The organism is Colwellia psychrerythraea, from assembly GCF_000764185.1.
Taxonomy (GTDB): Bacteria; Pseudomonadota; Gammaproteobacteria; order Enterobacterales; family Alteromonadaceae; genus Colwellia; species Colwellia psychrerythraea_B.
In genome coordinates, this window is the sequence record NZ_JQEC01000029.1 from 136,516 (window position 1) to 158,748 (window position 22,233).

The following is a 22,233-nucleotide window of genomic DNA, read 5'->3' on the forward strand; positions in this document are numbered from 1 at the left end:
TAAGCAGGATGAAATTTGGCCAGTGAATTAAGCTTTACTGTGGCACAACGTTCAGTGGCGGGTAACAAAACTGTCAACGAAGATGCCATTGGTATACGACTCCCTAAAGATTCGTTATTAACCAATAAAGGCGCTGTTGCCGTTATTGCTGACGGTGTCAGTGCCGCAGAGGCTGGTAAAGAAGCCAGCGAAACTTGTGTGCATAATTTCTTGTATGACTATTATTCCACCCCCGATAGTTGGAGTGTAAAAAAATCAACCTCACAGGTATTAACAGCGCTTAATCGTTGGTTATATGGCCAAGGACAACAATTTAATGAGGCACAAAAAGGTTATGTTAGTACCTTTAGCTGCATTATTTTTAAATCACAAACCGCACATATTTTTCATGTTGGTGATAGCCGTATTTATCGCTTTCGCCAAGGTGAATTAGAACAAATCACTCGCGATCACAGTACCTATATTAATGCCAAACAATCCTACTTATCTCGAGCCATGGGCTTAGATGTAAAGCTGGATGTCGACTGTCATAGTCTACCGGTAGAGTTAAGTGATATTTACTTCTTAAGTACCGACGGCATCCATGATTTTATTAAAAGCAAAGAGTTATCTGCTGTTTTAGCTAAGCTAAAACCCAAAAGTAATGAAACATGTTTTGAGCAGACCTGCGAGCAATTAATTACCTTAGCCCTAGCCAATGGCAGTGGCGATAACTTAAGTTGTCAAATTCTACGCCTTGATAGCTTGCCGGCTCAAACGATTAATGAAGTTGGCCGAAAATTATCAGAGTTACCTTTTCCTCCTTACCTAGAACCAGACATGATATTGGATGGCTACAAGGTTGAAAAAGTCTTACATGTTAATACCCGCAGCCAAGTATATGTGGTACGAGATACTGACAGCGGTGCCCGTTATTGTATGAAAACACCATCGGTAAATTTTGACGATGATTTGGCGTATATAGAGCGCTTTATCATGGAAAGCTGGATGGGCAGCCGCATCAGTAACCCTCATGTAGTTAAGGTCATTGAGGGTAATAGAGATAAAAACTGGCTCTATTATTTAACCGAATATATCGAAGGAATTACCCTCGAGCAGTGGATAAAAGAAAACCCCAAACCTGCAGTGCAAGATGTCGTATATATTCTTGCCCAAATTGAAAAAGGCCTACGGGCAATGCACAGGCGCGAAATTTTGCATCAGGACATCAAGCCTGGCAATATTATGATTGATAACAATGGTGAAGCAAAAATCATTGATTTTGGCTCTTGTTATAGTAAAGGCATCGCTGAAATTGCCACGCCACTTGATGAGCCTGGCATATTAGGAACTGCGGGGTATTCGGCGCCAGAAGTGGTTATCACCGGAAAAAGTACCATACAATCAGAAGTTTTTTCCTTAGCTGTGCTCGCTTATGAAATGTTAACGGGCGAAGAACCGTTTTCAGGAAAACTCAATAAGTGTCGGACAGTGAAAGCCTATCTTAAAACCAAATATATCCCCTGCTTTGATGTAAACCCCTTGGTGCCTATTTGGATAGACTGTGCCATTAAAAAAGGGCTACGCTTTAAAGCTGACCGTCGACATGAAGACGTATTAGAATTCTTACATGAGTTACAAAATCCCAACCCAAAATATAAGAGTAATCACAACGCAGTATTAATGGACAAGAACCCAGTGTTATTTTGGCAAGCTTTTTCAGCCTTTTGGTTTGTCGCTTTTCTCATCTCGTTAGTATTTTAATTTTATTTTCTGGCATAAAAAAAGGGTAACTAGCGTTACCCTTTTTTAGTTTGAATGATAGCTTATGTGATCAAGCTATTTTCTCTACTAGTTCACAATTACTGTGGCGTAGCTTGGATGTTTAACGTTACGCCTGATGCTGCTGAATAACCATAGATATCAACATACCAAGTACCTTGTGCAGGTGCTGTAAAGTTACAGGTCTCATTGTTGCCATTTTTATATGGACGACAATCATAAGTTGATGAAGTAGATTGCTTACCTTCAGTAACGTATAAATCTGCATCACCACTACCACCAGATAGAGTAACAGTTAGATCAGCATAACCCGCGGCTAAATCAAGGGTATAACGAGTCCATTGTCTACTGGAAACTGCGATATTGTTCGTTGTACTATCAATTGGCTGAACAGAACCGCCACCACCAGTACTTGGATCAGTATAACTACCGGTTAAGTTAACGCCAGTAAAATCACTATAGGCTTTTACTTTCACGTAATATGTACCACCTGCTTGTGTACTAGCACAAGATTCAGCATTACCTGATCTATATGGACGACAGTCATAAACACTATCAGTTGGCTCAGCGCCAAATTTCACATATAAGTCAGCATCACCAGTACCACCAGTGGTAGCAAAGTTAATATCGGTTGCACCAGCAGGTACTTCCATAGTGAAAACAAGTTCATTACCCGTAGTTGCCGCTAAATCAACTTTAACTACGCCGTTTTCAAGTACAGTATCGCCAGGGGTTGTACCACCACCGCCGCCACCAGAGCCACTGCCATCACAACCATTGGCTGTAATGTAATCAATTGCATCTTTAGTTTGCGCTAAACCATAACCAAATTTAACATCACGGCCGGTAGCACCAAGATCTTGAGCACTAGCATTAAGTACATTACGAATTTCTACGTTAGTACAAGTAGGATGATGACTCCACACTAGGGCAGCAACACCAGCAACATGAGGAGACGCCATTGAGGTACCACTCATTTTTCCGTAATTACCTGCACCGATATTTACCGTTGAGCTAGCGCCCAAGTTATTTAACATGGCTGCGCCATCGGTATCAGAAACAGTAACACTTGGGATATTAGTTGCGTTTGTTGTACCTAAAGTACCGCCAAAACTACCAGCAACATTATTATATAAAATTGCACCAACACCACCGCTGTCTTGACAAGCTTTGACTTTATCATGGAATGAAATACTGCCACGAGCGATCAAACAAATATTACCCGCTGCACCAGAGTCAATTGCTTGACCAGTACCAAAGTTATATAAAGCACCTGTTGCACTACCTTGATTTTCCATAGCATTAGCAGTGTAACCATTGCCAGCAACAGAAACTTCGACTACTGAGCCGAGTCCTTCAGGGTAAGTAGAATATACATCAACACCTGGGCCTGAAATTTCGACTTGGCTATTTTTCTGTGAAAAATCAGCTAATGCCTTAGCGCTATCAACAGCAGCTACTGACATTACCGAGTCATATGAAGCAGGAAAGCTTTCTGCATCAGTTGTACTACTAGCTACACCTGAGTTACCAGCTGCGGCAATAAGTAGTACGCCGGCATCATAAGCGGCTTGAATGGCATCACTCTCTGTAGTATTTGAGCCTGAACCACCTAAACTCATGTTAATAACATCTGAGCCATTGCTTACACAAGTATTAATAGCACTAACTAAGCTAGAAGAATAACCCCAACCTGCTTCATTAAAAACTTTAACAATATGTAAACTAGGATCGGTACCAATAACACCACGAACACCAATACCATTATTAAGCGCTGCAATTGTACCTGCTACGTGAGTACCATGTGGACCACCATGGTCAAACCAATTACCTGTACCGCTGTCATTAGTACCGTTAATCGTGCCACCTTGTGCGCCCATATCTTCATGAGGCAAGTTTAAACCTGAGTCGATAATACAAATTTTCTTACCGCCAGCATTTGCTGAGGCAATCGAATCATCAACTTGGTCTGCTTGTACCATACCAATTCCGTAAGGTACACTTTGCGCCATAAAACGGCGTGGTAAATCTTCTTCAACGTATTCAACGTTAGAATCCATTGCCAAACTCATCGCATCTGAAGTAGATAACACAGCAGTTATCATGTTCATGTTTGGAAATTCATCTGTAACCGTTGCACCTAAAGTCTTTAGCTTATGTCGAACAGCTGCAATACGACCAAGTGGTGTTGGATTAGCCATGTCGCTAACACTGTTAACGTTACTCATTAGTGCTAAGTTATTCGATGTTTGTTTATATTTAACAATAAAGCGTTTTGGTAAAGGTGAACTCGCCACTGCTGATAATAAATTATCTGTAGTTTGTACGCCTACTGGCTGTGCTGCATAAAGAGCGGTTGATATTGAAAGTGATAAGAGGCTAGCTGTTGTGATTATAGCCGCCTTATTTTTCGCTACTTTAAGGCGGTTTTTATTATTTGACATGTTTTGTTCCTGGTACGTTAATTATAATTATTGATTTTTTTATACATATTCAGACACAATGACTTTCATCAAAGATATGTAAACATACCATTATTGTTACTTATGTTGCAATAATGTTACTAAATAATTACTAATCAGTTAACATTATATAATAAATAATTAACGTAATTAAATATGATCTAACATGAGTAATTCACTTTCCGCGCAGTAAAATAATAATAATAGGAATTAATAATGAGCCAATTTATCGGTGTCTTTGAAAACGCTTTATCTGATGATTTATGTGACAAACTTATCAATGGTCATCAAACAAGTGACAAAGTTGTCAAAGGTCGTGTTGGCAGTGGTGTGATGACCAACCTAAAAGACAGCCACGATGTCACTATGATTGAAAAAGAGTGGCAAGCACTACAGCTTGAGCTTATCAATGCTAGTTACCCTCATGTAAAAGCTTATTTGACCGAACATTATATGGCGTTAATTTCAGCATTGAACCCTACGGTGAAAGACCCAAAAACAGGCTTACCTGTTTCAGTCACTAAAGAAAATTTCGATCTCATAGGTAAACCTTATTTAGATCAATTGATCCAATATGTTTTTTGTTACGACAATTTCACCGTGCAACGCTACGAGCAAGGCGTTGGTGGTTATCATTACTGGCATTCAGAAATTTTCCCACAGTTGCCTCACAATAAGCCGTTACATAGAGTATTAGCCTTTTTGTATTACTTAAATGATGTTGATGAAGGTGGTGAAACTGAATTTCATTATCAAGGCATAAAGGTTAAACCTAAAAAAGGCTCGTTAGTGATTTTCCCTGCTGGTTTCACTCATACCCATAAAGGTCATATTCCTTTATCAGATGAGAAGTATGTCGTTACTTCATGGTTAATGTATAACAAAGCTGAACAGATCTATGGTAAGAAAAGTTAGCTGTATTCATTTCAGCACATAAAGGCAATATTTATCGCAACTAATCAAAGCTAGCTAGGTGGATGACTGGCGCCTGACCTCCACCTCCGTATATAATTAAGCAAGATAAACTCGTTCCACTTGAAGATGCTTGATTCAGCTGGAGCGGGTATAAGTATTTCAATTTTGCAATTATCTGCATAGTTATAACAAACGGATTAATTCTCACTAAATCCTCAATAATTTAGTGAGATTGCTATCATTTCAAGGTGAATTTTGTGTCTGAGCATTTTAGTAAAAAACCCAATAAAGCTGGTGGTTTATCGTCATTAACCTCGACCTTAAAACACATTATTCAAAGCCAACAACCGCAGACTAATGTCAAAAATTTATTAAAGGCAAATCAGGATAAAGGTTTTGATTGTCCCGGTTGCGCTTGGGGCGATGAAAAAGAAGGCTTATTGCAATTTTGTGAAAATGGCGCTAAGGCAATTGCCTGGGAGTCAACCAGTAAAAAAGTCAATGCAGATTTTTTCGCCCAACATAGTCTCAGCCAGTTACAAAAACAAAGTGATTATTGGTTAGAGTACCAAGGTCGGTTAACCCAGCCGATGAAATACAATAAAAACACCGATCATTATGAGCCTATCGACTGGCAAGATGCCTACCAACTGATAGCAGAAAAGCTCAACAGTTTAGATTCGCCCAATGAAGCAGAATTTTATACTTCCGGTCGTGCCAGTAATGAAGCCTCTTTCCTGTATCAATTATTTGGCCGACTTTATGGTACCAATAACTTTCCTGATTGCTCAAATATGTGCCATGAAGCCAGTGGTGTTGCCTTAAATGAGTCTATTGGTATTGGCAAAGGCACTGTAGTATTAGACGACTTTAATCATGCCGAGGCGATATTTGTTTTTGGCCAAAATCCGGGTACCAACCACCCTCGAATGATGAATGCCTTGCGTAAGGCAGCCCGCGGCGGCTGCAAAATAGTAAGTTTCAACAATTTAAAAGAAGTAGCGCTAGAGCGCTTTGCTAGCCCGCAAGACCCGATAGAACTGTTGACGCCTAAGGCAACAACTATCAGCCATGCTTATTTCACTCCAAAGCTCGGCGGAGATATGGCGGCTGTTCGCGGCATGGTAAAGATAATTCTTGCACGTAATGCTGAGCAAAAAGAAAACGGCGAGACAACGATAATTGATAACGATTTTATCAAGTTGCATTGCCAGCAATTTGAACAATATCAGCAGGTAGTTAACGATACCTCTTGGCAACAAATTGAACAGCAATCAGGACTTACATTTGAACAGTTATCACAAGCCACTGATATTTTTTTATCCGCGGACAAGGTCATTTGTACTTGGGCAATGGGTATAACGCAGCACAAACATTCTGTCGCCACCATCCAAGAAATTGTTAACTTACAATTATTATCAGGCAATATAGGTAAAAAAGGCGCCGGTTTATGTCCAGTTCGTGGTCATTCCAATGTGCAAGGTAATCGCACCATGGGTATCAATGAAAAACCAACGACGGCATTTATCGAGCAACTTTCTCGAGCCGTTGATACGCCACTACCAAAAGAAAAAGGACATAACGTTTATTATGCGTTGAATGCTTTGCTGCAAAAAACCAGTAAAGTACTCATTTGTTTAGGTGGTAACATCGCCCAAGCCGCCCCAGATACAGTACAAACCCATCAAGCATTAAAAAATACCGAGTTGAATGTGCAAATAAGTACTAAGCTCAACCGCAGTCATTTATGTATAGGTCAAGACGCGCTGATCCTGCCCTGTTTAGGCCGTACCGAAATAGATAATCAAACTACGGGTGCACAGTTTATCACCGTGGAAGATACCTTTAGTATGGTTCATGCATCACAAGGTAATGTAGTACCGCTAGCTGATTCATTACATTCTGAAACTGCCATTGTTGCGGATATCGCTAACGCTACCCTCACTAGTGATAAGGCTAACGGTAAACTTAAAAGTAAAGCTAACAGCGCTAGTAACGACGGCACTAATTCGGCGATAAATTGGCTACAGCTAAAAGGAAATTACGACTTAATTCGTGATTTGATTGAACAGGCCATTCCAGGGTTTACCGATTTTAATCTTCAGCTTGAACAACCGGGTGGCTTTTACCTTGGTAACAGTGCTGCACAATTAAAATGGAACAATACACAAGAAAAAGCCTTGTTTACTGCTAATTTTTTACCAAAAAGTATCGTCAATGTCTCTAAAGAGAAACTAAACGAGCTGCAACATAACAAACAGCCACTTTATACTCTGCAATCTCTTCGTTCGCACGATCAATACAATACTACCATCTATGGCATGGACGATAGATATCGCGGTGTTATTAATGCGAGAAATATTTTATTTATCAATAAAAAAGATGCCTTAAAACAGGGTTTTAGAGATAACGATTATGTCGACATCACCTCTATTTGGTCTGATAACCAAAATCGAACGGTAACTAACTTCATCTTATGTTTTTACGATATTCCCCGAAGTAATCTTGCTGCTTATTATCCTGAAACCAATCCGTTGGTACCACTGGATAGTTTTGGTGATCGCTCTTACACACCCACTTCAAAATCTGTCGCGGTAATTATCAACGAAGCTAAAAATCCGCCGCTAATTTAATGACCATTTTTTAGCTTTCGTAGCTAAGTTTAAAATAAATAATATCTGCTAAGGTGATAAATATCTTCTTTCTCACCTTAGCAAGTAAATAAGTGCTTTAAATCTAGCTCGAATAATCGCTCATTTTTGCAACTTTAATTAATGGCTATCCCCGTTAGTCATTATTCAAGCGCCAATCACCATGATAGACATTAAAGCCTTTATCACTGACAAAACCAATCAAGGTTAAATCAAATTGCTTAGCCGCTTGTATGGCAAGATCAGAAGGTGCACCAACACCAACTAATATATGAATACCGGCCATGATGGTCTTTTGTACTATTTCAAAGCTTATACGGCCACTAACAAGTAATAGTCGTAACGGTAATGCTAAGGACAATTCATCATCATTAGCTGGCACTAATAGAACATTAGATGGACTGGATGTTAACAAAGCGCCAATTATTTTATCAACTGCATTATGTCGGCCGATGTCTTCATAGACATGTTGTAAATTCAGCTTTGGCTGCAATAAACGGTGAAACTGTTGTTTTGATTTTCGGTTGGGCTCACTTTTAAGCTTATTTTCACACTCTTCTCTAGACTCTAGCTCAAATAAGGCCGCGCCATGAACACCACCTGTTTTATCAAATAGACTTTGCTCATTACGCATTTTATTCGACAAAAGAAGTAATGATTGAGCTTTGAGGACATTTCTATGCTCAGTAAAAGATAAATTTATCTCTGTTTTTAACTGCAATGTTTTTAATGACGTTGTTCCGCACAAACCACAGCTAGAATAGCTCATCATATATCTATCTAATGAGGATAAGTTAGGGAAAAAACCCCTAGTAAATTGCACTAACCATTCATTTTTCCTCTCTTCACCAGCAACATCATCAGACTCAATTTTTATTGAATCGATGTTATTCAGCTGCTTGATAATACCTTCACTATGTAATAAACCAACGATCAATAAATCATCGTGGCCAGGAGTACGCATGGTAATCGTGAAGACTTTATTTTTCACCTCTGTTTTTTCGATCCAAGATAAAGTAATTTTCAGCGGTTGTTCAACAATAACAGTATCTGTACTAGTGGTTCTGATTAGCTTACTTTGATTCGTTTGATTCTCTGCAACAATAACATCTGATGTTTCACTCATAACAACTTTAGAAAAGCTATAACTTACCTTATTGATAATGCTTGTTGAGTACTCAGGTTTTTCAGTCTTTTTCATATTAATCTTAGTGCTATTGGTCTTGTACGTATTTAGTTAAAGTTTACCCCCTAACCTTAGAGCTGAAAAGGTCAAGTTACATTGCATGACGGGTAATAATTTAAATACTGTATAACTTTTGTTGCATGCCAAGACTAAATTAGGGTTAATGTGTCGACATCATTTGTTTACTGAGCAATAAACTAGAATTGCACTATTACCTTGACCATGGCGGTACACTTACACTTTTCAAAGCGACTCTTTTATCCATTAGCACCTAACTTTAATAGTAATATCGACACTCCTATGGTTTTACATCTTAGTGACTTGTCAGTTACAGGAAGATTCTGCAGCTAACGATATTAAGATATATCAGTGAGTATAAGAGAAGCTTACAAGTAACATTTTTTATATCTATGATTAAGCTCAACTAATCTGTGAATTATTCGCTATAATTATCACACTTACACTACAGTGAACAGATTATAACAAAGGATAGTATGGATAACGTAGATGTACTTATTGTTGGTGCGGGTGTTATTGGCTTAGCAATCACTGCAAAACTCAGTCAACAATTCGATGACGTGTTAGTCATTGATAAAAATTCCAGTTTTGGTGAAGAAACCAGTAGTCGCAACAGTGAAGTGATTCATGCTGGCATTTATTATCCACAAAATAGCCTGAAAGCAAAATTATGTGTCCGAGGCAAAAAAATGCTTTACCACTACTGCCAAGAGCGTCATATCCCAGTGAATAAAATTGGAAAATTACTCGTTGCCCATGGTAAGCAAGAAGAGGCCTTTCTTAAACAGACAATAATTAGTGCGAAAAATAACGGTGTAGATGATCTGACTTGGCTTGACCAAGCCACTTTAGCAAAACTTGAGCCTGATCTACGGGCCAGTGCTGCTTTACATTCTCCTTCTACGGGCATCATTGACAGTCATGCTTACATGCAAAGTTTATTGGCACAAGCTGAACAAAATGATGCTATGTTCGTTGCCCAAACTAAAATGATTAGTGCTACACCTAAACAAGGTGGCTTTGAAGTTAGCTTAGATAGCCAAGGTGAATTACTAACGATACAGTGTAAATATTTAATTAATTGCGCAGGTTTACACAGTGTAGCGCTAGCACATACTATCAATGGTATGGATAAATCAGTTATCCCTGAATTGCATTGGTGTCGTGGTCATTATTTTTCTTATCAAGGTAAAAGCCCTTTTAAACAACTAATTTACCCTATCCCACGAGACAATGGTTTAGGTATTCATGCATCACTTGATATGGGCGGACAATTAAAATTTGGCCCTGATACACAATATATAGAGCATTTGGATTATAATTTCCCTGAACAACTCAAGGATAAATTCATAAAACAAATTTCACAATATTTCCCCACTTTATCTGCCGATAAGTTGCAGCCATCATACGCAGGCATTCGCCCTAAGTTACAAGCCGCTGATGACCCCTTTAAAGATTTTGTTATTCAAACCAGTGAAATACATCACCTTAACGGCTTAGTAAATTTATTCGGTATAGATTCACCAGGACTAACGTCTAGTTTGGCTATTGCCGATTATGTTTTCCAAAAGCTAAAATTTGTTTAATTGCCAATGCTGTATTACTTTTAAAGGAGTAACTGCTTTTAAGTTCTCTTCTATCAAATGGATAAATAGCTATTAATTTGATTTAAGTATTTGAATGCGTTCGCCTATTTAAAGGGATGGATTTTTATGCAAACAGTATCGGGTGCTCAGACAAATAAAGAACTATATTTCGCTATAACTCTCGCCTTTTTTACGTTGATAATCTTAGCATTACTGTTTCTTAATATTGAAAAAACTAAAGTAATTAATTTAAACTCAGCAGATATAAAGGTTGTTGATGATAGTACAGTCTTCGGCACCTCTGCGGGAAGTGTTGTTAAAACAAATCAAGGGCTTGATTTTTCATGCCAAATAAATAAATCTCATCTAGCACAGCCTTTTTGTGAGTTACTTATTAACGTCCAAGATTTAAGTACACAGGCGACATTTACCGGATTAGATTTGTCTAATTTTGAAAAAATTGGCTTATGGATAACACATAATCATCCCACACAACCAGGCACTCGTGTTGAATTACGCAACTTTAATCAAGGTTATGCTGTCAAAGCAGATGAACAAAGCCTAAAACCTAATAGTTTTGAATATTTAGAAGCCTATGTTACCAATCCGGTCTGGTTAAAGTTAAGTGATTTTTCTATTCCACAAGGGTGGAGCAATAAACACAATTTAGCACTTAACCATGGCGGGACTGACTATTCGAATATCTACACTATTGTGATAGCGCCAAGTAGCAGTGTAGCCGAGGGCAGTTATAAATTAACGATTGAACGTATAGAAATCAAAGGAAAATATATCAGCACATCAACACTTGTTTCCGTGTTAATCATGTTATGGAGCATTGCTCTAGGTTATGTTATTCGTCGAGTTAGCCCCGCTAAACAAATAAAAGTAGAACCGCCAATACAAGCCAAAAAGACACTTGTGTTTGGCGCAATGAGTTGTCCCGTAACTGGCGCACTTAATCGCATAGGATTAAGAAAATGTTTTGATCAATTAGCGCCTACAGATTTACATAATTTGAGTGTTATTTTCCTTAACATTGATTATTTTGAAGTACTTCACCCAAAACACGGTCAACAAATTACCGAGAAAATTTTACAGCAATTTGTTAGTGAGATTAATGATACCTGCCGATCTAGCGATACGGTGGCCCGCTGGAATACAGAAGAGTTTTTATTAGTGTGTCCTGACACAACATTAGCTCAAGCGGTTGATGTTGCTGATAAAATAAGAAAATCAATACAAGAAGCTGGATGGCCAAATGATATTAAGATCACCTGTAGCTCAGGTGTCGCCCAAATGCATGAAGAAGACCTTAATGATTTAATTGCTCGTGCAAATAAAGCGCTCTATAAAGCAAAAAACAGCGGAAATAATAGAACAGCCGCAGCTTAGTATTTTATCTAACCTGAACTCTGGATAATGAGTATTTGATTTTTAAGTAAAAACAATACCTATTGGTAAGATATACCTGATTGCTCAGTAAAGCCTATTTCACATGTTTGAGAGCTGCTCAAGCCCCGTTGACAATCCTGGGGAATTTGAGCTTTTAAAGATGCCATTGCACTTTTATTGCTATGGCAGACCGCAGCATAATTCATAATTCATAATTCTCATTAGGAATGATGACTAAGAGCTTAGCTTTATTACATAGTTACATAAGAAATTTATAGTTAGTTGATATCAGGATAAAGTAAATATGGTCGGCGTTTTTGTTTGAAAATATCTAAATCGGCCTGCCAACTGTGTTTAATTTGCTGAGCAGTTTGCCCTGATATTATTGCTTTTCGTAACTTATCTGTACCTGCCAGTTTATCCATAAACGTTGGGCTATTAAAAAAGGTAATTTTTTTTACCGCAAAGGCTTTTTGCCAGCGAAGTAGCAATGATAAATCTAAGCCTTGGCTCCTGACTTGACGAAGATCTTCTCCGACTAACCTTTTATTCATCAGCTTAGGTTTACTCGCTGCCCCTGGCGTAGAAACAGGCGTAAAACTGAAGTTACCGACATTGACCTCGTTATGGCCGATAACTTCAAATGGAAACTGTGTGCCTCGACCTATGCTTACGGGGGTTGCTTCAAAAAAAGCTAATGATGGGTATAGAGAAACTGCATGAGCATTGGGTAAGTTCGGACTCGGTTTTATCGGTAAGTTATAGGTTAAATCTCTTTGGTAGTTTTTCACTTTAACCACCGTGAGAGCAAGATTTCTTTCACTTTTCAACCAATGTTCACCTTTAATCATTTGAGCGAGTTCTGCCACAGTAAGTCCATGTAGCAAGGGGATTTGGTGCATGCCTACAAATGAACGAAATTCATCTTCTAGTACAGGTCCATCAATATAAGCACCATTAGGGTTTGGTCTATCTAAGACAATAAATTCAATACCTGCATCTGCTGCAGCTTCCATCATGTAATGCATGGTAGAAATATAAGTATAAAAACGCACACCAACATCTTGGATATCAAAAATGATGACATCGAGCTCACTCATAATACTTAGCGAGGGTTTACGGTTTTTACCATATAGAGAAACAAGCGCAATACCAGTTTTAGTATCAATACTTGAATCAAATTTTTCACCCGCATCACGCATGCCTCGAAAGCCATGTTCTGGGGCAAAGATCATCTTAATATTAATGTTTTCTTTTAACAGAATATCCACTAAATGTTTATCAAACACGGTCGATGTTTGATTAACCACTAACGCCACTCTTTTGCCTGTTAATTTTGGTAGGTATTGTGCAAGCCGCTCAGCACCAACAATAATGTTTTGTTCTTCATCGGCATTTGCGGTCAAGCTAAAGCAGGATAAATATACACTAAAAAGTAGCGTTATTGTTTTGAAAAAAACAGTCAACTTAATAATCACTGTATTAACACCTTTGTTGCTCAACAGCTTTCCGTAAGAAGCCCTTATTTGTCTTTAATGCTGCTTTAGCTTGGTCGACAGTCAAGTCGGTTAACACCATTAAACTAGCAAGTTTTGTTTGATTATTGGCTTGAGCAAGTGCTTGCTCGGCAACATTAAAATCACACTCTGTCGCCTGCATAACAATACGAACAGCACGAGCGTATAATTTTTCATTACTGGCATTTACATCAATCATTAGATTTTTATAACTTTTACCACTGCGTATCATACTGGCAGTACTAAGCATATTTAGAATGAGTTTTTGCGCGGTGCCTGATTTCATCCGAGTAGAGCCCGTGAGTACCTCTGCGCCAACTACGGCACAAATATCAACATCACTATTTTGTGCGTAAGTACTGTTAGCACTACAACTAATACCTATCACTTTAGCACCCTGCTCTTTGGCAAATTCCATTGCTGATAAGACATAGGGCGTGCGACCACTGGCAGCTATGCCTACTAATATATCTTTGCTGGACAAACCAACGGCTTTTAAATCGTCAATGGCCAATTGTCTGTTGTCTTCTGCACCTTCTACAGCCTTATACATTGCACTAGCACCACCGGCAAGAATACCGACAACCTGATCACTTGAAACACTAAAAGTTGGAGGGCACTCTACCGAATCAAGTACACCTAATCGTCCACTAGTACCAGCGCCTATATAAATAAGTCGACCACCACAAGAAAAAGCATGAACAATAAGATCAACCCCTTGTGCTATTTCAGGTAGTAGCTTTTCTACAATGCCGGCAACCTTTTGATCTTCTGTATTAATTTTATGTAGAACACCAAGTGAATCAAGTAAATCTATGTCTAAGGTATTGGGGTTTTGCCCCTCTGTGCTGATATTTTTAAGCTCATCTACTAGGTTTTCTTGCGTGTTCATAAATCATCTCGTTATGGTCACCTGGCCTTTATTTGTTGATGTTATTAACAAAGTTTGTGATTAACCTAAGGCGCGTTTTTGTTATCATGGTACACTGATAACTAATAATAAATATAGAAATTAACCACTTTTTCATTGGATATTAATTTTTATCTTTAACCATACTTTCAGTAAATCATTCATCAGCAAATTATCAGCCACAGATATGAACCATACCTCAAGACATACACAAGCCGTTATCGACTTAAACGCATTAGTGAATAACTATCAATATATTGATAGTTTAGCCAGCAACAGCAATACCATTGCCGTAATTAAAGCCGATGCTTATGGCCACGATGCAAATAAGGTGGCACTTGCCCTTAGCTCAGAAGTGAATAGCTTTGCCGTCGGTTTTATCGATGAAGCATTAACCCTGAGAAGTGCTGGGATTAAAAATGAAATCCTTATTCTTGAAGGTGCTTTTAACCAAACAGATTTAGAAATAGCACGTGTAAATAACTTTACCTTAATGATACACAGCGATTATCAACTACAGTGGCTAAAATCAACGGCAGCTGAGTTTTCTGGTGATATATGGCTAAAAGTTGATACGGGAATGAATCGTTTAGGTTTCCCTGTTGAGCAAGTCGATAGCATTATTTCACAGCTATCTGAAGAGCAAAGAAGCAAGCTAGTATTGTGTTCTCATTTTTCAACGGCTGAGCAAATTAAGAATACTAAACCTCTCGCGCAGCTGGTCGCTTTAAAGACGTTAGTATCAAAACATCACTGTAAATTTAGTATGGCCAATTCAGCCGGTATTCTAAACTGGCCAGAAAGTCACGGCGATCATACTCGTTTAGGTTTAGCACTGTATGGTGTTTCTCCTATTGGTGATAGCCCTATAACCCAAGCTCTTATTCCGGTAATGACCTTACAAGCTAATATCATCGCTATACATAATATAGATGTTGGAGAAACTGTTGGTTATGGCGACATTTGGCAAGCCCAACGACAGACAATTATAGCAACGGTGGCGATTGGCTATGCGGATGGTTACCCTAGAAATGCCAAAACTGGCACTCCTGTATTCATTAACGGAGAAGTTGCAGCACTTGTTGGTAGGGTTTCAATGGATATGATTACTGTCGATATCACCGACTTAGATAATGCCAAAATTGGGGATACTGTCGAGTTGTGGGGAAAAAATATAAATATTGATATCGTTGCTCAATACAGCGAGAGCATTAATTACGAGTTATTAACTCGAGTATCCAAACGTGTACCAAAGGTTATTTCTGGTTAGTTGAAACACTCATTCTTGATACTAATTTTAGATTATTAATTTCTAGCTAATCAACAATTAAAATTATTCAATACCGATATATTTGTGCACCTGTACCGACAGCCGCCAGTTATTTGCAATGCAAGTTTCTATAGCTAATTCAGTAGCTCGCTGCTTTTGGCTAATTGGCTGTAGGTAAATAGCGGTATCTTTTATCTGATGCAATGCTAATAAAGCTTTTAAATCATCCACATGTTGCTCAGTTGCAACGGGGTGTTTGATTTCATTAGCACGTAACATTGCGCTTGCTAGCACTTCATAACCACCACGCATATTTATTTTAGGTGAAACAGTTACCCAACATTTTGCCGTAGTGAAAATTTCAAAGGTACCTGAGGTTTCAATTTGCGTGCTGTAACCTTGTTGTTCAAGTAATTCACATAACGGCGTTAAATCGACCATACATGGCTCGCCACCAGTGATAACAATGTGCTTTGCTCGATACTGTTTTTCTTGGAACAAGGCTAAAATTTCTGTCGGTGTAAAATTAGCCCATTTCGGCGTTTCTTCTTTTTTAGCTAACATTTGCCCGGCGCTGACCTGATCATCAAGTTCAATATCCCAAGTATGTTTAGTATCACACCACGAACATCCGACAGGACAGCCCTGTAATCGTATGAAAATTGACGGTTGTCCTGTGAAAGATCCCTCTCCTTGAAGTGTTTCAAAAAGCTCATTAATTTTATAGTTCATGGGTATTATGGTTTTCTCTTCTGTATTGTGGTGTATTTTATTGTCTTAGCTATTAACTTTCTGCTTTAGCCTAGTGTATATTTCGAGTAAAATAACCAACGTTTTTTACCATACCAATCAGACTAAAGCGCTAAGTTATACAATAAATTATTCTGTTTGGTATTATACCTTAGATCAATTAAGAGAGCTTTCAAATGGCTGAAAAAGTTGTTGTTATTTATTCTGGCGGCATGGACTCGTTCACGGTATTAAACCGTGCCCAAAAAGATGGCAAAGAAGTATTTGCTTTATCCTTTGACTATGGTCAACGACATGTAAAAGAATTGGAGTGTGCCAGTACTGTTTGTAACGCACTTGATATCAAGCATAAAGTAATTGATATTTCTGCCATCAATCAATTACTTGCGGGCTCATCATTAACTGATGATATTGATATTCCTGAGGGGCAATACGAATCTGATAATATGAAGTCAACGGTAGTACCCAATCGAAATATGATTTTACTATCATTAGCCGTCGCTTATGCTGTATCAGTTGGTGCTGAGCAGGTTTATTACGGCGCTCACTCTGGTGACCATGCTATTTATCCTGATTGTAGACCTGAATTTGTTGAAAAAATGAACGATGTTTGTAAAATTGCTAACTATGAGAGTGTTGAGATTTTCAGCCCTTATTTAACCGTTGATAAATCAGCCATTCTTCGAGATGGTATCGCTATGGATTTAGACTATAGCAACACTTGGACCTGTTATAACGGTAGAGATAAGGCGTGTGGAAAATGCAGTGCTTGTGAAGAGCGTTTGGCAGCATTTTCTGATAATGATGTTTCTGATCCAATCAGTTATGAGTAAGTAACCTGAACTCTGGATAAGCAGCATTTGCTCAATTTCCCCCTTTGTTCAATTCTCAGCGTTAAACGTCGATAAATAACCCGTTATTCATAAACGTTTTACCTTGATAATCGAATAAATTGAAACATTGATAGAGCATATCGTTATTTAATCCGGAAAATTTATTTTAATAACCCTAATTGTTGTTTTTACTTAAACATCAAGCAATCAATATCAAGATTTGAGTAAGTTAACGGTTAAATTAGCCGTGAACTAAGAGGACTTTAAACGCAGGATGCCATGTTAAATCAGGATAACCGCCATAAAATGTTCCTCAATATGGAAAATACCCACTAAAATAGTCAACTCGAAGTTATTATCAAGTTATTAACATAATGCTTTTTAATAACTTATCTCCCTATAGATTATTATCTTCCATTGATTTTCTTTTAAGTCAAAATATTTATAACCGCCCGCATACTTTAGCCCTAGACTTATAAGGTGTTCAATGAATAATTGAGGTTGTCTTATGAGTGCTACTTGGAAATATCAAGCACGACGTTTGAAGCAATTAATTGATGCCAATAATGAAACTCAAGCCCACCTTTATATGGAGCGGCTGTTATTATTCCCTATAGATATCCAAGACCGAATAATTGAGGATATCAGCCACCTTCCCCAATGCAGTAGTGATGCTGTTGCTACTATTCTTGGTCATTACTCAATGTTAGAACTAAAGTAACTTGAAAGGGTATTTAATCAAGTTACTTAGGCAAGATGGCGAAGTGAAATCAAAAAGTAAATTATTTGTTAGCTAGATAATTGCTGTATACGCAATTTAGCAATTTTATCACGTACTGTGGCAGCTTGTTCAAACTCTAAGTTTTGCGCATAATTTTGCATGTCTTTTTCAAGGTTAGCTATTTTAGTATCTATTTGTACGGTGGTTAACAATGGCTCTTCAGCTTGTTGGTTAATATGGTAATTGGTACTAGCCTCTGCAACTTTATCTAATGACTTAGCATCACTATAACTACCAACGCCCATTACATCGGTAATCCGCCTAACAACGCCTTTAGGTATAATGTTGTTATCTAAATTGTATTGGTGCTGTTTAGCTCTACGTCGTTCAGTTTCATCAATTGCACGTCGCATTGAGCCTGTTATTCTGTCTGCATATAATATTGCTCGACCATTAATATTACGTGCCGCGCGACCAATAGTTTGAATTAAAGAGCGTTCGGAGCGTAAAAAACCTTCTTTATCCGCATCAAGAATTGCCACTAAAGAAACTTCAGGCATATCTAAGCCCTCACGAAGTAAGTTAATTCCGACTAATACGTCAAACTTACCTAATCTAAAATCGCGTATGATCTCTACTCGCTCAACCGTATCAACATCTGAATGTAAGTAGCGAGCTTTAATACTGTGCTCATCCAAATAATCCGTTAAATCCTCCGCCATACGTTTAGTTAACGTAGTAGCTAAGACTCTTTCATCTAATGGCAAGCGTTTACGAATCTCTGATAGCAGGTCATCGACTTGTGTTTCTACCGGTCTCACTTCAATTTCGGGGTCAAGTAGACCTGTGGGTCTAACGACTTGTTCGGCAATATCACCAGCTGACTTTTCTATTTCATAATTGCTTGGCGTAGCAGAAACATAAATAGTTTGCGGAGAAAGTGCTTCAAACTCCTCAAATTTCATCGGCCTGTTATCTAGTGCCGATGGTAGGCGAAAGCCATATTCCACTAAATTTTCTTTACGAGAGCGATCACCTTTATACATGGCACCAATTTGTGGCACGGTAACATGAGATTCATCAATGATAAGTAAACCATCATCAGGTAAATAATCAAATAAGGTTGGTGGGGCATCCCCTTGCTCTCTACCCGATAAATAGCGAGAGTAGTTTTCTATACCTGAGCAATAACCAAGCTCTGTCATCATTTCAATATCGAACAGGGTTCGTTGAGTAAGGCGCTGCTCTTCGACTAATTTATTATTGTCTTTAAGTTGCTGTGATCTGTGTTTAAGCTCAACTTTAATGTTTTCAACTGCCGCAATTATCTTTTCTCTTGGTGTCGCATAATGGGTTTTAGGATAAACAGTAACACGTTGTAATGTTCTTTCCATCTGTCCGGTGAGCGGATCAAACTGACTAATACGTTCCACTTCTTCATCAAATAATTCAATACGTAAAGCAAGGCGATCAGATTCTGCGGGGAAAATATCAATAACATCGCCACGTACTCTGTAAGTAGCTCGCGCAAAAGCAACATCATTGCGAGTGTATTGCAGTTCGGCAAGGCGGCGTAAAATGTCTCGCTGATTAATAATGTCACCTTGGCTAATGTGTAACATCATTTTTAAATAAGAATCGGGATCTCCCAAACCATAAATTGCAGAAACAGAAGCAATAATAATAACATCACGACGTTCTAATAAAGCTTTAGTTGCCGATAAACGCATTTGCTCGATATGTTCGTTAACAGAGGCATCTTTTTCTATAAAAGTATCGGTCGTTGGTACATAAGCTTCTGGTTGATAGTAGTCATAATACGAAACAAAATACTCAACCGCATTATTGGGAAAGAATTCTTTCATTTCGCCGTAAAGTTGCGCTGCTAGAGTTTTATTTGGTGCTAACATCATGGTCGGTCGATTGAGCTTTTCAATGACGTTAGCTATGGTAAAGGTTTTACCTGAGCCTGTTACTCCAAGAAGTGTTTGGTGGGCAAGGCCTGAATCGATACCTTCGAGGAGTTGCTTGATAGCTGTTGGTTGATCACCATTCGGGGTGTAATCAGAACAAAGTGTAAAATCTTTCATCTCACTTGCTCCACTGCGTTTGACTCAACTTCAGTAAATTGTTTAGTGAATAGTCGGTACGAAATCATCGCCATTAATATGTTACCAAGTAAGGCTCCTGCAAATAAGCCTGGTAACCCATAAACTAAGCTACCTAAATATGCTAACGGTAAATAACAGACAAATAATCGTATAACACTTAAACCTAAAGCTATCATTGGCTTATGTAAAGCGTTGAAAGATGAATTAGTTAATATGACAATGCCCTGTAAGCCATATCCCAAAGGTAAAATCCATATAAACAGTTTAATTAGATCAGCAACCTCTGTTTCTTTGGCAAATGCACTCGCTACCCAATGGGCGCACAATGCCAGTATAATATAGATGAATACTTGCCATACTAAGATGAACTTAATAGCAACTTTGTAAGCTTCTTCTACGCGGTGTAATTGACCTGCTCCAAAGTTTTGGCTAATAAAAGGTGGCAAGGTCATTGAAAGCGCTAATACGATTAAACAAGCGATCGACTCAAGTCTTGAGCCTACACCAAAGGCTGCAACGGCTGACTCACCATAACTAGCTACGATAGCTGTCATAATAGCCGCAGCTATCGGAGTTAACATATTAGCGCCTGCTGCAGGTAATCCAATCTTCAAGATATCTCGACAAGCGGATAGTAGCTCTTTCATTGGTAATAAAGTGGTATGAATAAGATCGTGTTTCTTCGTTAATATATACAAGACAAAACCTAAACCAAAAAGCCATGAAATTAAGGTGGCAATTGCCGCACCTTGTATTCCCATCGCAGGAACGGGACCAAAACCGAAAATAAAAATAGGGTCGAGTATCGCGTTAATAAGACCCGCGCTGCCCATAATTATACTCGGTGTTTTTGTATCTCCTGATGCCCGTAGTACAGCATTGCCAATCATAGGTCCAATTAAACAAACACTACCTATATACCAAATATCCATATATTGATGGATTAAAGGTAATAATGATGGTTGTGCTCCAAGTAGAGTAAATAAGGGATCTGTTATGAAATAACCCACAGTTGATAAACATGCAACGATAATAGCGGCTAAATACATTGCTGCTGTAGCAGAATTCTTAGCAGATATTGTATCTTTCTTCCCTAAGAACTTAGCGATAACCGCAGAAGTACCAATCCCCAGTCCAATAGTTAAACTGAGGACAGTAAAGGTTACCGGAAAGGTAAAACTTATTGCAGCTAGTGGCTGTGTTCCGAGCAATCCAACAAAAAAGGTATCTATTAAGTTAAATGTCATTAACAGGACCATGCCATAAATCATTGGAATGGTCATACGTTTTAAGGTGATAGCAACAGGGTCTTCGAGTAGATCAACTTGCTTTTGGTTATGTTTAGCCGTTTTTATATTGGTCATTAAATATTATCTGTGCTTCTATTGGTCATTCAGGGTCATAATATGTAGCGATACATTGTAAAAGATTAACTAACTTTTACCTAGCGTAGATTTAGCCGTTACTAATAATATGAAAGCATAAGGTGGTATTGTACTGCATGCGGCCAAATACTTTTAACCATGAGTCATATCTGAATGCACTACAGGGTTAACTATAAACTCCACCATCTATTAAAATAACGCACAGTAAATAGTTGAAAAATACATGGTCAAAAATCACCCTACTTTAGGTGAAAAACACAAACTACAGATAACACATTGAAATATAAGTAAATAGTGATACTTGTATTATATATTGACATATCACGAAGCCAATCAAACCGCTTCTTTCAAATAAGCTTACATTTTTGCCCACATAGTTACCCACAGGAACAGTGGATAACTCTAACTTTACCCACAACTTAGTTTAAAAAGAAACTAAAAAAACGTCCAGTATAAAAAACAACCTTAAATTGATGCAAAAGCACCTCTTCTGAACACATCTTCAGCAAACTATATTTATTTCAATAATTTATTATTTTTGTGTTGACACTTAGGGCACAGGTCTTTATTATTCCGCCCCGTTAGCCAGTGAGGTTAACCGAGATTCCCCAATAGCTCAGTTGGTAGAGCGATGGACTGTTAATCCATGTGTCACTGGTTCGAGCCCAGTTTGGGGAGCCACATTTTATAATTAGCGATAACAACCAAGTATCGATAATTAGTTTACTAAGTTCAACTTAGAAACAAGTTTCAACTTCATTG

15 protein-coding genes and 1 tRNA gene are annotated in these 22,233 nt (G+C 38.3%); 9 read left to right on the forward strand and 7 right to left on the reverse strand.

From position 1 onward, the window contains the following. Positions 1-15: 15 nt before the first annotated feature. A complete protein-coding gene (locus tag GAB14E_RS11115; protein WP_033082447.1) occupies positions 16-1,743 on the forward strand; it encodes a bifunctional protein-serine/threonine kinase/phosphatase in 1,728 nt (575 codons plus the stop codon). A gap of 98 nt (positions 1,744-1,841) precedes the next feature. Here the strand turns inward: GAB14E_RS11115 and GAB14E_RS11110 are convergent, their stop codons facing one another. After that, positions 1,842-4,205: a S8 family serine peptidase gene (locus tag GAB14E_RS11110; RefSeq protein WP_033082448.1), complete on the reverse strand. Its 2,364-nt coding sequence runs from the start codon at positions 4,203-4,205 to the stop codon at positions 1,842-1,844. A 234-nt stretch (positions 4,206-4,439) separates the two neighbouring features. Here GAB14E_RS11110 and GAB14E_RS11105 point away from each other — a divergent pair, with 234 nt between their 5' ends. Together GAB14E_RS11105 and GAB14E_RS11100 are read left to right on the forward strand one after the other, a co-directional pair. Continuing rightward, positions 4,440-5,138 (forward strand): 2OG-Fe(II) oxygenase, encoded by a 699-nt coding sequence (locus GAB14E_RS11105; protein WP_033082449.1) that lies wholly within the window; start codon positions 4,440-4,442, stop codon positions 5,136-5,138. Between the two features lie 257 nt (positions 5,139-5,395). Continuing rightward, a complete protein-coding gene (locus GAB14E_RS11100) occupies positions 5,396-7,771 on the forward strand; it encodes an FdhF/YdeP family oxidoreductase (RefSeq protein ID WP_033082450.1) in 2,376 nt (791 codons plus the stop codon). 154 nt (positions 7,772-7,925) lie between these two features. Here GAB14E_RS11100 and GAB14E_RS25315 read toward each other — a convergent pair whose 3' ends face one another. After that, positions 7,926-8,990 (reverse strand): formate dehydrogenase accessory sulfurtransferase FdhD, encoded by a 1,065-nt coding sequence (locus GAB14E_RS25315; protein WP_033082451.1) that lies wholly within the window; start codon positions 8,988-8,990, stop codon positions 7,926-7,928. Between the two features lie 479 nt (positions 8,991-9,469). Here GAB14E_RS25315 and GAB14E_RS11090 point away from each other — a divergent pair, with 479 nt between their 5' ends. Both GAB14E_RS11090 and GAB14E_RS11085 read left to right on the forward strand, forming a co-directional pair. Next, the gene (locus GAB14E_RS11090) at positions 9,470-10,579 is read left to right on the forward strand and encodes an NAD(P)/FAD-dependent oxidoreductase (RefSeq protein ID WP_033082452.1); all 1,110 of its coding nucleotides are present in this window, start codon (positions 9,470-9,472) and stop codon (positions 10,577-10,579) included. Positions 10,580-10,705: 126 nt separating this feature from the next. Next, positions 10,706-11,974 (forward strand): GGDEF domain-containing protein, encoded by a 1,269-nt coding sequence (locus tag GAB14E_RS11085; protein ID WP_033082453.1) that lies wholly within the window; start codon positions 10,706-10,708, stop codon positions 11,972-11,974. A gap of 278 nt (positions 11,975-12,252) precedes the next feature. On the opposite strand, the gene GAB14E_RS11080 is transcribed toward GAB14E_RS11085, so the two are convergent. Both GAB14E_RS11080 and murQ read right to left on the reverse strand, forming a co-directional pair. Continuing rightward, a complete protein-coding gene (locus GAB14E_RS11080) occupies positions 12,253-13,452 on the reverse strand; it encodes an exo-beta-N-acetylmuramidase NamZ family protein (protein ID WP_052093695.1) in 1,200 nt (399 codons plus the stop codon). 4 nt (positions 13,453-13,456) lie between these two features. Next, positions 13,457-14,383: an N-acetylmuramic acid 6-phosphate etherase gene (murQ, locus tag GAB14E_RS11075; protein ID WP_033082454.1), complete on the reverse strand. Its 927-nt coding sequence runs from the start codon at positions 14,381-14,383 to the stop codon at positions 13,457-13,459. A gap of 205 nt (positions 14,384-14,588) precedes the next feature. Between murQ and alr the strand changes: the two genes are divergently transcribed. Continuing rightward, positions 14,589-15,671, forward strand: a complete 1,083-nt coding sequence (gene alr, locus GAB14E_RS11070; RefSeq protein ID WP_033082455.1) for an alanine racemase — start codon at positions 14,589-14,591, stop codon at positions 15,669-15,671. 63 nt (positions 15,672-15,734) lie between these two features. On the opposite strand, the gene queE is transcribed toward alr, so the two are convergent. Next, the gene (queE, locus tag GAB14E_RS11065; RefSeq protein WP_033082456.1) at positions 15,735-16,403 is read right to left on the reverse strand and encodes a 7-carboxy-7-deazaguanine synthase QueE; all 669 of its coding nucleotides are present in this window, start codon (positions 16,401-16,403) and stop codon (positions 15,735-15,737) included. 194 nt (positions 16,404-16,597) lie between these two features. On the opposite strand from queE, the gene queC reads away from it, so the two are divergent. Both queC and GAB14E_RS11055 read left to right on the forward strand, forming a co-directional pair. Beyond that, on the forward strand, positions 16,598-17,254 hold the full coding sequence (queC, locus tag GAB14E_RS11060; protein WP_033082457.1) for a 7-cyano-7-deazaguanine synthase QueC: 657 nt from the start codon (positions 16,598-16,600) through the stop codon (positions 17,252-17,254). A gap of 508 nt (positions 17,255-17,762) precedes the next feature. Next, complete coding sequence (locus GAB14E_RS11055; protein ID WP_033082458.1) at positions 17,763-17,975, forward strand: hypothetical protein; 213 nt, start codon at positions 17,763-17,765, stop codon at positions 17,973-17,975. 68 nt (positions 17,976-18,043) lie between these two features. Here the strand turns inward: GAB14E_RS11055 and uvrB are convergent, their stop codons facing one another. After that, complete coding sequence (gene uvrB, locus GAB14E_RS11050; RefSeq protein WP_033082459.1) at positions 18,044-20,065, reverse strand: excinuclease ABC subunit UvrB; 2,022 nt, start codon at positions 20,063-20,065, stop codon at positions 18,044-18,046. Continuing rightward, positions 20,062-21,441: an MATE family efflux transporter gene (locus GAB14E_RS11045; protein WP_033082483.1), complete on the reverse strand. Its 1,380-nt coding sequence runs from the start codon at positions 21,439-21,441 to the stop codon at positions 20,062-20,064. Before GAB14E_RS11045 ends, uvrB begins: the two co-directional genes overlap by 4 nt. Before the next feature lie 635 nt (positions 21,442-22,076). Between GAB14E_RS11045 and GAB14E_RS11040 the strand changes: the two genes are divergently transcribed. After that, positions 22,077-22,152, forward strand: a tRNA-Asn gene (locus GAB14E_RS11040). The last annotated feature ends 81 nt before the right edge of the window (positions 22,153-22,233 follow it).